This is a genomic window from Flavobacterium sp. SH_e (assembly GCF_025717045.1).
In the GTDB taxonomy this organism is placed as follows: Bacteria; Bacteroidota; Bacteroidia; order Flavobacteriales; family Flavobacteriaceae; genus Flavobacterium.
On record NZ_JAOVZN010000003.1, the window covers coordinates 77,468 to 92,673 of the forward strand.

The window sequence follows — 15,206 nt, forward strand, 5'->3', positions numbered from 1 at the left end:
TTTAATCTTTTGTTATAAAGTAAAATTAAGACCGGCAGTAAAAGTTGTCGGCTGAGGATATCCAAAACCAGCATTTTCCGGATCAACTCCTGTGAAGCTTTTAGCATCAATAATCAACAAATTCTGTCCGCTGATGTAAAGTCTAAAACTTTCCATATTCAATTTCTTCAGTAATTCTTTAGGAAAACTATATCCAAACTGCAAAACTCTAAGTTTAAGATAATTTCCATTTTCTACGTAATAAGTTGAAAATCTAGACTCTGCATTTCTGTCAACCGTTGTCAAAGCCGGAATAGTTGAATTTGGATTGTCTAAAGACCATGCATTCAGCAGACGTGTTCCTTTGTTTGATCCCACATCATCTACGCTCCAGAAATCAGTCTGATATTTAGTATTATTGATAACATCCACGTCGCTTGCACCTTCCCAGAAAGTGGTGAAATCAAAGTTTTTATAAGACAAGTTTAAATTAATTCCGTACAGCAATCCCGGATTTGGATTTCCGATCCACGTGCGGTCTTTATCCGTAATTGTTCCGTCGCCATTTAAGTCTTTGTAACGAATTCTACCAAGTCCTTTTCCTTCCTGAATTGCAGAGTTGTCCACTTGATCCTGACTTGTAAACAATCCGTCAGTAACATATCCGTACATCGAATTAATTGGACGTCCTAAAATATTATCATCCAATCCGTCGCCTCCGTAGTTGTTTTTTACTTCATCCGGCAATTGTGTAATCCTATTTTTGTTTGCCGAAATGTTTCCGGAAATATCATATTTCAATCCAAATGAAGTTTCGTCATGATAGCCTAAAGAAAACTCCCAACCTTTGTTTTCCATAGAAGCACCGTTTACCCAACGGTTTCCTCCTTCGCCAATAACTCCTAAATAAGGCGGCAATACCAAAATATCATCTGTTTTCTTGATATAATAGTCTATCGATCCGCTTAATTTTTGTTTGAATAAACCAAAGTCCAAACCAATATTGGTTTGTGTAGTCGTTTCCCATTTCAAATCATCATTCCCAGATTGCGTTGCAATAAAACCAGAAGGAAGCAATCCGTTTCCGTTTCCTGCAATATCGTAAGCTGTTCCAAAAGAAGTTGCCCAAGTTGGACTTCCGCCCGCGTAACTTGCCAGATAAAGCGAATAAACAGCCGTATTACTGATTTCCTGATTTCCGGTTTGTCCCCAACCTGCTCTTAATTTTAAGTCAGAAAAAACAGGAGCACTATTTTTAATGAAATTTTCATTGCTGATTCTCCATCCTGCAGAAACTGCCGGAAATGTCCCGAATTGATTGTTTTTTCCAAAACGAGAAGAACCATCACGACGAATTGTAGCCGAAACCAAATAACGATTGTCAAACTCGTAATCTGCTTTTCCGAAATAAGAAAGCAAAGAATATACTGTCGAAGTTCCGCTTGTAAAAGATTCTCCCGTTCCTGCATCCGGATACATATAATCCGGCGTTTCGATCAAAAAGTCATTTTTACGTAAAGTATTCGTGTCATAAGTATCTTTGTACATCTCTGTTCCCGCCATCAAATTCAGATTGCTTTTTCCAAAATTCAGGCTGTATATTGCAGTATTGGTCCAGGTCCATTTGTCGCTGATCGACTGATCGATTGTAACAGACGTTTGATCATTTTGCAAATAACCTGATTTATAGCTTCTTTGTAACGTGCGTTTTTTATAAAAACCATAATCCATTCCGAAACTGGTTTTGATGTGCAGGTTTTTAATGATTTCCAAATCCGCGTAAGCGTTACCAAAAAGACGCAAATAATCGTAATTATTGTCTTTATTATATTCTAAGAGACGAACTGGATTTTGTCTGTCGTTCATTCCTCCAACTGGGCCTCCCCAACCTATTCCGTCTACAGTATGCACCGGAATAATTGGTAAAGCTCTAAGTGCAGGATCTAAAACACCTGGATCTGTCACTTCGCTGGTACGGTTTAAACTGAAGTTTTCTCCGATAACTAATTTGCCATCAAAATATTTATAAGAACTGTTCATTCTCGCAGAAATTCTTTCAAAATCAGTTGTTTTTACAACACCTTCATTTCCATAATAACCTAGAGAGAAAACATAATTTCCTTTGTCAGAAGCATTTGAAACAGACAAATCATAAGAATTAGCAATTCCGGTTTGAGAAATTGCGTTATACCAATCTGTATTTGAAGCCTTAAGGGTTTGCTGTGTATCTAAATATTCCGGAACCAAAACTTTATTCAATTGCGGTTTATTGTTATTTACCGACCAGTCAAACTGATAGCGCAAATTATTATTATTCGGATTTAAACCGTCGTTGATATTGGCCTGCCAAAGTGCCTGTCCAAATTGGTTTGCATTTAGGACATCTAACTTTCTTGAATAATCAGAAAAGGAAGCATAGGTGCTGAAATTGATTCTCATTTTACCTTCTTTTCCTTTTTTGGTTGTAATGATAATAACACCGTTTGAAGCTCGGGAACCGTAAATACTGGCTGAAGAAGCATCTTTCAGAACCTGAATGGTTTCAATATCATTAGGGTTTAATTCATGCATTCCGGATTTTGTCGGCATTCCATCAATTACATAAAGCGGATCTGTATTGTTCAGCGTCCCCACGCCACGAATCACCACTTTTGTATTTCCTCCACTTGGCGAACCATCAGACGATACTTTTACTCCTGCAATTCTTCCTTGTAAAGCTTTGATCGGGTTTGGCTCTGGCTGTTTCATGACTTCCTTCATGTTTACAACGGCAACCGCTCCCGTAATATCCGTTTTCTTTTGTTTTGAATATCCTGTTACAACAACTTCATTCAATTGATTGTTGTCTACTTTTAGTGTTATATTGATTGTTTTTTGCCCTTTAACAGAAATCGATTGCGGGGCATATCCTATAAAAGAAACTACAATTACAGCATCTGAAGCAACATTTGGGAAGGAAAAATTCCCGTCAAAATCAGTTACCGAACTGGTATTTGTTCCTGAAATAATTACTGTCGCTCCAGGAAGCGGCATTCCGTCATCAGACGAAATTACCGTTCCTTTAATTCCGTTCTCCTGCGCCGTCATCATCAGCATCGGAAAGAAGAAAAATAGAAAATAAATAATCTTACTTTTCATAAATTAATGGTTTTGGTTTATATTTAATTGGTTATTTATGTAGTTAGTATTTCGCTTGCGATAAGCATCCGATAATTTTCAGAACAAGGCATAGAAAGTCAGAAAGAAAAATCTTTCGAGTTTTTTCAAGCCTTCACAGTTATTTCTTCACTAAAGAAAAAGTGTTTTGCTATTCTTTTTTAATAACTTTTAAAAAAATTTAATTCTTGAATTTTAAAATTGTTTACCTCTATTTTCTCTTGTGAAGAAATAGAAAGAGCTGAAAATGGTTTGTTTAGAAAAAAGATTTCCGTCATCACTTTTTCGCCATTGTTATAAAAGATTTCGATTGAAGTTTTATCCAAAATAATTTTAAAAGCGGCGCTTTTTTGGCTTCCTTCCAAAAATGCTTTACTTAGTGGTAACGCAAACTTATCTGAAAAATCAACTTTACCAGCTTTTGAACGATCAACAAACAAATAATTTTCTTTGTTGTTTAAACCGAAACTTAAAGATTCTCCATTTGTATTTGAAAGTGTAAAAGTGTAATCTTCCTGTTTTAAGTTTTTTAGATCTAAACTAACAACTGTCTGCGTTAAATCAGCTTTTCCATTTTCAATTAAATTCAAAGTTCCTTTTCCAGTTTTGCTTTTTGTTTTAATGGTTTTAGAAACGTAATTATTGATTTCTTTTACCGGTGTGCTAACCAAATTATAATGGTTTTGTTTTTTAACCAATTTCAATTCGCGCGGAATAGTTGTACTGCTTCTCCATGTCGTTGTTGGAACCTGTTGCGCATATTCCCAGTTTGACATCCATCCGATAAATAAGCGTCTTCCGTCTGAAGTTGGAACATTATTCCAGGTCACTCCTGCATAATTATCTTTTCCATAATCTGCCCAGACTGCTTTTTCATTATTTACCCTTTCAGCAAAAGTAGTGTCCATTGTAAAAGTTTTGCCATCAAAATCTCCAACAAAATATTGAACTCCAGAACCTCCGTTTGGTCCGCCCGGATTAAGGTTTACAATTAAAATCCATTTTTTTTCTTTGGTACCTTCAACTTTTATTTCGAAGAAATCAGGACATTCCCAAACACCGCCGTGAGCACCAATATTTTTTCCAAATTCAGATGCAAATTCCCAGTTTTTCAAATTCGATGATTTGTAAAAATGAATTCGATCCTGCGCTGCCAAAGCCATAATCCATTGTTTGTGCGTTTCATCCCAAGATACTTTTGGATCTCTAAAATCTCTAATTCCAGGGTTTTTCACGACAGGATTTCCTTCCTCAAATTTCTGCCATGTAAAACCATTATCATTAGAAAAAGCAATATCCTGCTGTTCGACATCAATTTTGCCTACTTTCTCCTTCGTCATGTCATGCAAAGTATAAATGGCAACAATTGGTGCGGTTTTTCCAGTTCCTAAACCAGATGTATTGTGTGTGTCGACAACAGCACTTCCTGAAAAAATATATTTGTCTTTATCTGGGTAAAGCGCAATAGGCAGTTCTTCCCATTTAATTAAATCTTTAGAAATCGCATGTCCCCAATGCATTGGTCCCCATGTATTTCCATCAGGATAATGCTGGTAAAACAAATGATAATACCCATTGGCGAAGAACATTCCGTTAGGATCGTTCATCCAGCCTTTTTTTGGCGTAAAATGAAAATTTGGTCGATACATTTGTTCTTCCGCGGTGTTCGATATAGTTACGGCAGAAGTTTGCGCAGTTGCAGAAGACGGTTTTAATCCTACTATCGACAGTAAGGCAGCACTATAAAGAGCTAACGGCAGATGTTTCTTTGATTTCATTTTTGTGGCTATTTTTTTTAGTTAGTGTTTCGCTTAAAGCTTCTAAAGAAATTCCTTTTGTTTCCGGCATCAGAAAAATTACAAACAACAGTTGCAGCACCATCATCAATGTAAAAATAAGGAATACAACTTCTGGTCCGATTTCTGAAAATAACATCGGTATTAAAGACGGAATAATCGCTGCCAAAACCCAATGTACTGAACTTCCAAATGCCTGTCCGGATGCACGAATATGATTTGGGAATATTTCTGAAATAAAAACCCAAATGACCGCGCCCTGACCTATTGCATGCGAAGCAATAAAAAGGAAAAGAAAAATAGGAACCGATAAACCTCCCCAATTGTAATAGAAAGAAGCCGATACTAATCCGAGTGAAATTATATATCCAACAGAACCAATGTACATTAACAACTTTCTTCCTAATTTGTCAATTAATGCCACACCAATTAAGGTGAAAATAAGATTTGTAACTCCAATTCCGATACTGCTTAACAACGCTGTATTTTGTCCTAAGCCGGCTTCTTCAAAAATTCTTGGCGCATAATAAAGAAAGGCATTAATTCCAGAAAACTGATTGAAAAAGGCAATTAAAAAAGCGAGAATTAAAGGAAAACGGTATTTCTTCATGAAAATGTTTTCGTGTTTGGTAACACCGTTTTCACGGGAATCGTCCATCAAGTCTGAAATATTTGCTGACGGATCAATAGTATATAAAACTTTACGAGCTTCTTCGTCACGGTTTTTAGACAAAAGCCATCTTGGACTTTCCGGAATTGTCAAAATAAAAAGAATGTAAATCAGAGAAGGAATTGCCTGAATCCCAATCATCCATCTCCAGGCATTTTCTCCAATATCTTTTAAAAAGTAATTAGAGATAAAAGCAATTAAAATACCTAATACAATATTAAACTGATACAAAGCAACCAATCTTCCTCTTTTGTCTGCCGGAGCAATTTCTGACACATAAGCCGGAGCAGCAATAGTAGAAGCACCAACTCCTAAACCACCAACAAATCTGAAGGCAGCAAAAACAAACGGATCGTTTGCAAAAGCGGCACCAATTGCCGAAGCGAAATATAAAATCCCAATCCAGAACAACGTTTTTTTACGTCCTATTTTATTAGTAGGGATTCCTCCAAAGATTGCACCAATTACAGTTCCCCATAATGCCATTGCCATAACAACTGAACCATGAAAGGCATCTGACGAGTGCCACAGAAGCTGTAATTGTTTATCAGCTCCAGAAATAACTACGGTATCAAAACCGAAAAGAAAACCTGCCAGTGCAGCAGTAACAGACCAAATCAATATCTTATTCATTGTACATGTATTAAAAACTTGTTGCTAAGATATCTGCAAAAAAAACAACTTATTTTTAATGATGTTACAATTTATTTCTATAAATATTGATAGTTTAGCACTTTAAACCAAAAACCTTTATTTACAAGGTTTTACGCAAATTAAAAAACTTTTACGAAAACCTTGTAGTTTCGATTTTGTTACATAACCTTCAAAATTGATACTTTAAAAGAAACAATTTTAAAGACAAATTAGCTGGACGTTTTATATTCTTTAGGAGAAATTCCAAATTTATTCTTAAAAGCTGTAGAAAAATAGTTTGGAGAAGAGAAACCTAACGAGTACGCAATTTCAGAAATATTCATTTCATTTGACTTCAAAAGCTCTGCTGCTTTCTCTAATTTGACATTATTAATATGATCGCTAATATTAATTCCGATAATTGCTTTCACTTTTCTATACAGCTGAACTCTCGAAACGCCCAATTTATCCGCCAAATCTTCAACTGAAAACTTTGGATTCTCGACATTCTTTTTAATAATATCATTCATTTTGGTAATAAATGACTGTTCCTGATTTCCAAACTTAGATTCAGGTTCAACTCTGTAAATATTATTGGTGTAATAATAACGCAGTTTTTCTCTGTTGAAAAGCAAACTCGATAGAGATTGTTTTAGAATCGAAAGACTAAAAGGTTTTGTCAAATACTGGTCTACTCCACTCTGAAGCCCTTTTAAAACAGATTCTTTATTACTTTGCGCCGTTAGAATTATAATTGGAATATGAGAGGAACGAAGGTCTTTCTTTAGTTCTTTGCTAATTTCATAACCATCTTTTTCGACTAAATTAATATCACAAATAATAATATCTGGAATAATTTCCAACGCTTTTTCAATCGCATCGCTTCCATCAGAATTGTAAACTACATATTCATTGGACAGTTTTGCTTTTAGAAAATTAACCAAATCAACATTGTCTTCTATGATTAAAAGCGAATGTTTTTCAGCATCCGAAATAGTATTTGACTCTTTTAAATCAGGTTCTATGTTTAAATTATCGGTAATTAAATTCGGAATACTGGTTAGGCTTTCTACTTTCTGGATAATTTCACCAGGCTGCAAATGACTGTTTCCTTTTAATAAAGTAATCACAAATTCGCTGCCTTGTTTTGATTTCAGTTCAATCGTTCCCTGATGCAAAAGCACAAACTCTTTTGAGAGATGAAGCCCAATTCCTGAACTATTTTTATTATTATTTGAAGCCCTGAAAAATGGATCAAAAACTTTTGAAAGCTCATCGTCAGGAATTCCAATTCCGGAATCTTTAAAATGTATCTTTACCGTATTATCCTGATTTTCGACAATTGAAATACTAATTTTACCATTGTCTGGCGTAAATTTAAAAGCATTTGACAATAAATTGAAATAGACTTTATCCATTAAACCGCGATCAATAAACAATTCCAGATTTTTGTTTTTACAGCTTAACTGAAAATCAATATTTCTTCGGGTGGCTTCACCTTTAAAGTTTGCCATGACTTCATTTGTAAAATCGTAAATTTTTGTATTCGAAGCTCTCAGCGTAAATTTTTGCTCTTCAATTTTCCTGAAATCCAATAATTGATTGATCAAACGAAGCAATCTGTTTGAGTTTTTGTGAATCAGTTTTACTTCATCTATCAATGCGGTTCCTTTAATTTTCTCATTTTCGATTAAAGACTCCACGTAACTCATTATTAGAGTAATTGGCGTTTTAAATTCATGCGAAAGTCCGGTAAAGAAATTCAGTTTTGCTTCGTTGCTTTTAACTGCAATCTGAGCCATTTCCTGAATTTCATTGTTTTGGTCAATTACCGTTTGATTGATTCTTTCTAATTGTTTTTTCTTTTTTGAAATCGAAATTGTAGAATAAATGCTGTAAATCGTTAAGCTCAAAATAATTACAAGAAAAAAGCTAAGCAATCTTACCAAATTATTCTGCGAAGCATATTCTCTTTCCTGAACTTTAATAGCACCTTGCTGTGACTCGATTACCAACTGCTGCTGATCGACTTTATCCATTTGGTTTTCGATAATCTCAGCATTGTTTTTATCAATAACAATCGTATTTAAGATATTGTTTCTTGAAATCGATTCTTTGTTGTACATTTTTAATGCCAGTTTTAAAGCTTCGTTTCCTCCGGTTGGATATAAAATTGTTCCATCAAGAACGCCACTTTTTACCAACTCAATACCACCATTTACGGAGTTTAAGGCATCCACACCAATAAACTTTATCTTCTTTTCAAGTCCCAGGGTTTTAGCAGTTTCCCAGGCGCTTAAAGCCATTCTGTCGTTATGAGCGAAAATATATTCAACATTTGGATTTTGCAGAAGAATGGCCTTCAAAGGCGCTTTAACCGATTCTTTTTCCCAGTCGCCCTGAATGGTGTTTACAATCTTAAAACGCTTATTTTCGTTAATAATCTGATTAAAACCAAGTGTTCTTTCATAAGCCGGAGAAGAGCCGCTGGCACCGGTAATTTCTATAATATTGCCAGAGCCCTTGCTGTGAGAGATAATGTAGCGTCCAGCGATTCGTCCAATTTCGATATTATCTGCGCCCAGATAAGCCGTATAACTTTCTCCTTCAATTTTTCGATCTACAACAAGAACAGGAATTCCAGCTTTTATAGATTTTTCTACAACTGCCGTTAAAGGTTTTGACTGAATTGGCGATACAATAATAACATCAACTTTATTAGAAATAAAACGTTCGATATCTTCAATTTGTTTATCGACATTATTGTTGGCGTCTTTAATTGTCAAATCAACTTCTGGCCGCAACGAAGCTTCTATTTTTATAGAACTGTTCATTTGTTTGCGCCAATCGTCTGTAGTCATAGCCTGAGAAAAACCAACTTTAATTTTGTTTCCCTGCTGTTGCTTACAGGAAACTAAAATTAATGATGCTAAAAAAAGCAGCAAAATATGTTTTACAGTTTTATACATGAAATTATAGGTTTAGATAAATGAAAGTGAGTTTCGAAAATAACTTCTTAAACCAGTAGCTTGCCAAAATAATTAGGAAGGATTATTTTGTTATGACAAGTAAGAAGGACGTATACGACTGTAAAGATAAAATTAAACTTTTAAGTTTTAATAATGAAAACACATAATTTTATCATTATTCTGATCAAGAGAATTTGCAAAATAATAATACATTAGTTTGATTAATGCATTAAAAGATAAAATCAAAAATAGTAACCTATAATACATTAAAAAAAGATCAGGATTTTATATACAGTACGAAATTGGAACCGTCTTCTATTTTGTTCAATTATATAACTTTTGATTTTACACTACACCTACAAAAATTATAAAAACAAAATCAATCACTTTATTAAAAGAAAGAAAGTGGAGCTGATACCTTTTATCATTGCTTTTTTCAACCTCACTGGCCAAAACAAAAACTAAAAAACAATCTAAAAGAGAAGAAAAAACACATAACTAACTAACTAACTAACTAACTAACTAACTAACTAACTAACTAACTAAAAACTTAAAAGAGAATTTAATAATCTCCCCTCCCCTTTAAATAAAAAAAACGCTCTAGCCCTATCCCCCTCATCAGGCAAAAAACAACATTTGTAATACTGATTCCCTTTAGATTGAAAACCATTTTTTATGCATTTGCCATTGCTAAAATTGCATTTTATTTCCATAGCCCAATTTAAAACACTAAGGTTCAACCAAAGCATTTTAAGGCTTACTTAAAGGCAAAAAAAAGAGACGATCCGATGGCCGTCTCCTGTTCTATCCAATGATTAAAACTTAATCTTCTTTTTCATCCAGTTAAGCGGTTAAATCATAAAAACGCCTAACGTGCAACACTGCCAATATTATAATGTAATTCCAAATGCCATTCGGCGGAACTGCAAAAAGGCAAAAGGCATGAAAAGTTCGCGGCAAAATCACGCCAAACGAATATCAAAAAAAGCTCTAAGGAATTCTCATTTAACTTTTATCACCGCTGGCGGAGTCCATTTTCCTTTTACCACCTCCTCTTTTGGCCAGTAAGTGCGGAGATAAAGTGAAAAATCCCCCTTTTCGACTGCAGGAAGCCAGTTGTTTTGCCTGTTTGCCTCAGTTGGCGTAGACTGGACATAAATCGTGAGCGAACCGTCCGAATTGTAAGCCATTGCCTTGTTCTTTGTCCCCAATGAATATCTGTTGAGCTTGTTGATTTCAAAAAAGTGGTGCTCGTTATATAATGTAAGGGACCAAAATCCATTCACTGGCGGCAGCTGCCCTTTGGCAAAAGTAATTTTATATTTGTTCGAGCTGTTCAATCGGACGCCTTCCGAATCAAGATCCTGATAGAAATAGCGTGTTTCATTAGGGGCATTGACCAGGATATTGGATTTGGCAACCGCAGTTCGCGTAAAATAATCCGTTCCCCACGACGCTCCATTGGTTACCCCTGACCAGTGAAACGGCAATTGGATCCCCCAGTTGCGGAATTCAAACAAAGGCTTTATTACCTGATGCTCAGTCTCAACAGCTGCATCGATCATCGCCTGTTTCAGTTTTGGGTCTTTCCTGGCGGCTTCCATTACCGCTAGGATCTGCTTGTATTTCGCCTCTTCGCCTGGCAATGGCTTTGCATCTGCCAGCACAACAGGCAGGTCGTCAAAGAATGTCTGGGGGTTTACCCATACCGCTTCTTCTTTCCCTGAGCTGCCTCCGGGAAGCTTTTTGATATTGGCCCAATCTACGGTTTTCATTTTGCCGTCATAATTCGACAAGGGATACATTACGACCGATTTCAATACCTTTTGAATTGCTTTTCGGTCTTCTTTTGTGTCATCCAGAAAAACACGGGGGCCCACCAGTCCAGTATTAGTGGATGAGCGGAAAACTTTTATTATTCCCTTAGGCACCTCTCCTTTCCAGCCCGGTCCTGCCAATAAATAAAATCCCGGCTTATTGTCGTACATCTTTCCCAATTTTGCGAAACTTTCGGTGCGCAGGTCAACTATCTGGTAGACCCAAAAGCGTTTGCCAAAATCAGGCACTTGCACCACAACGGGCGATTGGTCCAAAGCAAGGCATCCAATACCGTAAACCACATCCTGGTTCGGGCAGGCTATGGCACGTTCCGTAGGTATCACATAATCGGTAAGCATGGTAAACTGATTGAGCGGAGCCATAAGCAGAGGCCCGGACAAGGCCAGCTCTTTTACATCCTTGAAAGCCATTCGGCGGTTGTACATATTTACCAGCGGCCATGCCCAAAAATAGGCATCTTTAGCCGCCAAAGCGGCATACTCTTGAGTAATTTTTACATTTTTGTCGGGCCCTGCTGGCAAGGAACGTGATGCTTGAGTTGAAGTAACACTGTCAATTCCTGTAGAATTTGATGCTTCCGCATCACTGTTTTTATTTTGGTTGCATGCCGTCAAGGCCGCAATCAAAATCACGCAGATGAGTTTCTTTTCCATAAGTTTAGCAGTTGATTATTTAACCTCTTCTATATCTCCAAGTTTCCATACCCTGTCAAAAAAGGGCTTTTCCGGGCCGTAAAGCCTGAATAATACTTCAAATTTCCCTTTAGGGTCCGTTGGGATCCAATTTGACTCCTTGCCTGCAGGGGATTTTGGGCCGAAGAAAATATCGACCGAGCCGTCAGTGTTCTTTTGGATCTCCGCTGCATTTGACGCCCTGCTTGCGCGCGATAAATTTTTGATGAGCCCATGTGTGGACCGGTCATAGGCTGTTGCCGACCAGTATTGCCTGGTGGGCACATTTGCAGGCACATGGAGAATATAGGTTTTACCGCCATCAAGCGCCTGGCCTTCCTTGTCTTTTCCCGCAATAAGATATATCTGCGCTGTCCCCAGACGTTTTATGCCTACATAACCGATCGAATAGGTCAATGCACGGGCATCAACAGGATAAATATCCGATTCTGCATATCCGGAAGACCCCGCCTTAACGAGTTCCGGCATTGCGGGAACAGCCCACTTTGCATCAGGATTTATCGGAGGGAAGCCTTTATCTAGCATTGCTTCCAAATATTCATGCGCGCCTTTTGCCGCCGCATTCAGAATCTCAGTTGTACGTGTATCAGGATTATATGGTTTCCCCTTTTCAATGCCAATGCTTTTTAGTTTATCAATCATTGCCTTATCGCGCACCAGCATAGGCTGGCTTTGCACAATACGGTTTAGAGAGGTAAAAAATTGGCTATTATAGGGTATAACAGAATTATAGACGATATCTTTCACATCTGTATATTTTGTTTCACCGGGGTTTTTAGCCTCAGAAAGAGGATATAGCTTCAGCTGTCTGCCGTAGCTGACGGCTTTCTGTACATCGGCATCACTGTGGCTGGGCAGGTTGGAGCGGAACAATCCATAACCCTCATAGGTATCGGCTTTCAGTACGATGTATCCCTTAGGAATATTTTCCTTATAGTCAGGCGGCAGTATCAGATACCTGCCGCCTGCGCCTTTGTCTGCTCCGTAAGGACCTGCATCTTCAAGGGGCATCTGCCAGATATTGTCAATATTAGCAGCAAATGATCCATTTTTTGCTGCAGGAACATCTATCACTATTGGCCCGGCGTCTTTTGTATTGAAAAAAAACATAAAATAAATCGCATCAGGATTTGGCGTTAGCGTTTGATTATGCCAGTCTACGGGTTTTGACCAAAATATGACCTCGTTTTGTTTTCCTTTGGTGCTGCTCAGCATTGCCTGAAGCATAAGGTCATAATTAACGGCTGGCATTCCCCATATGAATGCTTCAATTGCGCGCTGGTAAATAATCTGCTCCCTGATGCTGGCAGGCTTGAATTCTGCAGAAACGGCATCCTCAATATTGGCTTTTTCAAGAGAATTTGTTGATGGTGTTTGATTGCATGCCATCAATAGCAGCATAGATGAAAAAACAAAGAGACTTTTTTTCATGATATATCATATTTTGCAGTTATAAATCTTCTTCTTTAGTTATCCAGCCTTTATAAGAAAAAAGACCGCTATTAAATAGTGCCATTAAACAAAAAATGCCTCTAATGTGGCAATTAAAATACTTAACTGTATGAATTCTTTGAGCACACAAACTATAGCATTAGATATCAGATAATTATATAAAAATAATTAAAATTCTTACAACTTTTATTTTCATTCACTTTTTTTCAATGTTAAATCGAAAAAAACTGCAGAATATGATATCAAAATTGGCTTTCTTCTTTATGTCTGTTTTGCTCAATTTAACCCACTTTAACTTATAAAAATTAGTGGTTTGTAAATCTGATATGGTTAACTCAACAGGACATAAACCTTCTGTAAAGCCCTGCAAACTCTCCTATTAAAAAAATTAGTAGATTTATTTTAACTATAATTTAAGAATATGGTAAGTGTAATTAGATTTATATTTTTTACAAGACTCGGAAGGAAAGTTTCATTTTTTCCTGTTCTCGTCCTCATTTTTCAATTGTAGTGCCAATACTAAAAACAGCGACTAAAAAGTAAAAATTATGTACTTTAGCAGTATAGCAAAAAACTGCTGATTTATGAATTGGATCACAAGAGAAAGACCAAAAATAGACCGTATTGCATGTCCATGGCTTATCAGAAAGTTTGTAGACCCAAAAGCAGAATTCATTTATGTGCCATTTGAACAGGTGCTTGAAAAGGCGGCGGAGTTTAATGCCATTGCTTTTGACATCCCTAATGTAGAATACACCCATTATCAGGATCAGTGCACCTTTGATTACATTATTAAAAAACACAAGATCGATGATCCGGCCGTTTTGATAATTGCATCAATTGTGCGTGGTGCCGATACTGACCGACATGATATTGCTGTAGAATCTGCAGGGCTCTGGGCTATTTCAGCAGGACTATCCCACAATATCACTGATGACCATAAACTGCTTGAGACAGGGATGGTACTCTATGATGCCCTTTACAGCTGGGCCACTCATTTATATAAACAGAAACACCTGCAGAACAGTCCTTTTGAAAACCTGCTCCATGAGGTTTACAGCAAATTTCTGAGAGACAAAAAAACCGCAGGAAAAACACCGCTCTGGGTAAAAGATCTAAAACATCTGATTCAGGATCAGATTGATGCCCAGTTCACCTTTGACCTGAAGAAAATATCAGGAGAGCTCGACTTGAACCCATCCTACCTTTCAAGGGAATTTTCTAAATATTTCGAGGACTTGAATTTTGGGGATTACGTACGAAAACAAAGAATTGAAAAAGCCATAAATCTTATAGAAAGCACCTCTTATACCCTGACTGAAATTGCGTATATGACAGGTTTTTCGGACCAGAGTCATTTCAACAGGATATTCAAAGCACAGACTGGAAAAAATCCGTCCTCTTACCGCAAAAAAATCCAAAAAAAGTAATCAATATACAAAATGTAAAAACCGTTCTATTTTTAGAAATACTGTCATGGTAATTTTGTTTCTATAACTTAAAACAAAACCATGTCAATTAAATACACATTACTTTTTATTGCACTCCTCAGTTGCATAACAGCCTCATCTCAAACCGCATATCCGAAAATTACGGGCTACTTTGGAATTATGCACCCTATAGTTACCTTTAATAGTGATGAAACTGCCGTAAACTTCAGAGATTACTATGCCGTAGGTTTTCCAACTGGCATTAATATCTGGAAAAGTGAAAAAATTGGTTTTTCCTTTGAGGTTGTCCCAAATATCAAAGATGATAATGGAACGGACAAAGTAACTAATTTACTTTTTCATCCCGGAGTCCTTGTGGCTTTGGGAAATGGATACACGTTTGCCGGCCGAGCCGCTTTTGAATCATCAGGCAGATATGGTTTTACTCCTGTTCTGAACAAAACAATAATTAAAAGCAAAAACTGCAGCTACTTTGTTGCAGTGCCGCTGCCTGTACGTTTTGGAAATGATCATCCGGCTTCTTTTACAGTAGGATTTCAATTGGGAATTGCATTTTAAATACCCGAGAA

General features: G+C 36.8%; 8 protein-coding genes. 2 read left to right on the forward strand and 6 right to left on the reverse strand.

Annotated elements, in window-relative coordinates; all coding sequences use genetic code 11:
- Positions 1–12: 12 nt before the first annotated feature.
- From OD917_RS05485 to OD917_RS05510, 6 genes are all read right to left on the reverse strand, one after another.
- Positions 13–3,117 (reverse strand): SusC/RagA family TonB-linked outer membrane protein, encoded by a 3,105-nt coding sequence (locus OD917_RS05485; protein WP_263522548.1) that lies wholly within the window; start codon positions 3,115–3,117, stop codon positions 13–15.
- A gap of 179 nt (positions 3,118–3,296) precedes the next feature.
- The gene (locus OD917_RS05490; protein ID WP_263522549.1) at positions 3,297–4,913 is read right to left on the reverse strand and encodes a glycoside hydrolase family 32 protein; all 1,617 of its coding nucleotides are present in this window, start codon (positions 4,911–4,913) and stop codon (positions 3,297–3,299) included.
- Entirely contained in the window at positions 4,876–6,234 is a 1,359-nt protein-coding gene (locus OD917_RS05495; protein ID WP_263522550.1) for a sugar porter family MFS transporter, read from the reverse strand. Before OD917_RS05495 ends, OD917_RS05490 begins: the two co-directional genes overlap by 38 nt.
- A gap of 230 nt (positions 6,235–6,464) precedes the next feature.
- Positions 6,465–9,203, reverse strand: coding sequence for a substrate-binding domain-containing protein (locus tag OD917_RS05500; RefSeq protein WP_263522551.1), 2,739 nt, complete (start codon positions 9,201–9,203; stop codon positions 6,465–6,467).
- A gap of 1,001 nt (positions 9,204–10,204) precedes the next feature.
- The gene (locus OD917_RS05505) at positions 10,205–11,695 is read right to left on the reverse strand and encodes a DUF1254 domain-containing protein (RefSeq protein ID WP_263522552.1); all 1,491 of its coding nucleotides are present in this window, start codon (positions 11,693–11,695) and stop codon (positions 10,205–10,207) included.
- Between the two features lie 15 nt (positions 11,696–11,710).
- A complete protein-coding gene (locus OD917_RS05510) occupies positions 11,711–13,165 on the reverse strand; it encodes a DUF1254 domain-containing protein (protein WP_263522553.1) in 1,455 nt (484 codons plus the stop codon).
- A 605-nt stretch (positions 13,166–13,770) separates the two neighbouring features.
- Between OD917_RS05510 and OD917_RS05515 the strand changes: the two genes are divergently transcribed.
- Together OD917_RS05515 and OD917_RS05520 are read left to right on the forward strand one after the other, a co-directional pair.
- Complete coding sequence (locus OD917_RS05515; protein WP_263522554.1) at positions 13,771–14,616, forward strand: chromate resistance protein ChrB domain-containing protein; 846 nt, start codon at positions 13,771–13,773, stop codon at positions 14,614–14,616.
- Between the two features lie 180 nt (positions 14,617–14,796).
- Positions 14,797–15,195, forward strand: a complete 399-nt coding sequence (locus OD917_RS05520) for a hypothetical protein (RefSeq protein WP_263522555.1) — start codon at positions 14,797–14,799, stop codon at positions 15,193–15,195.
- Positions 15,196–15,206: the final 11 nt, after the last annotated feature.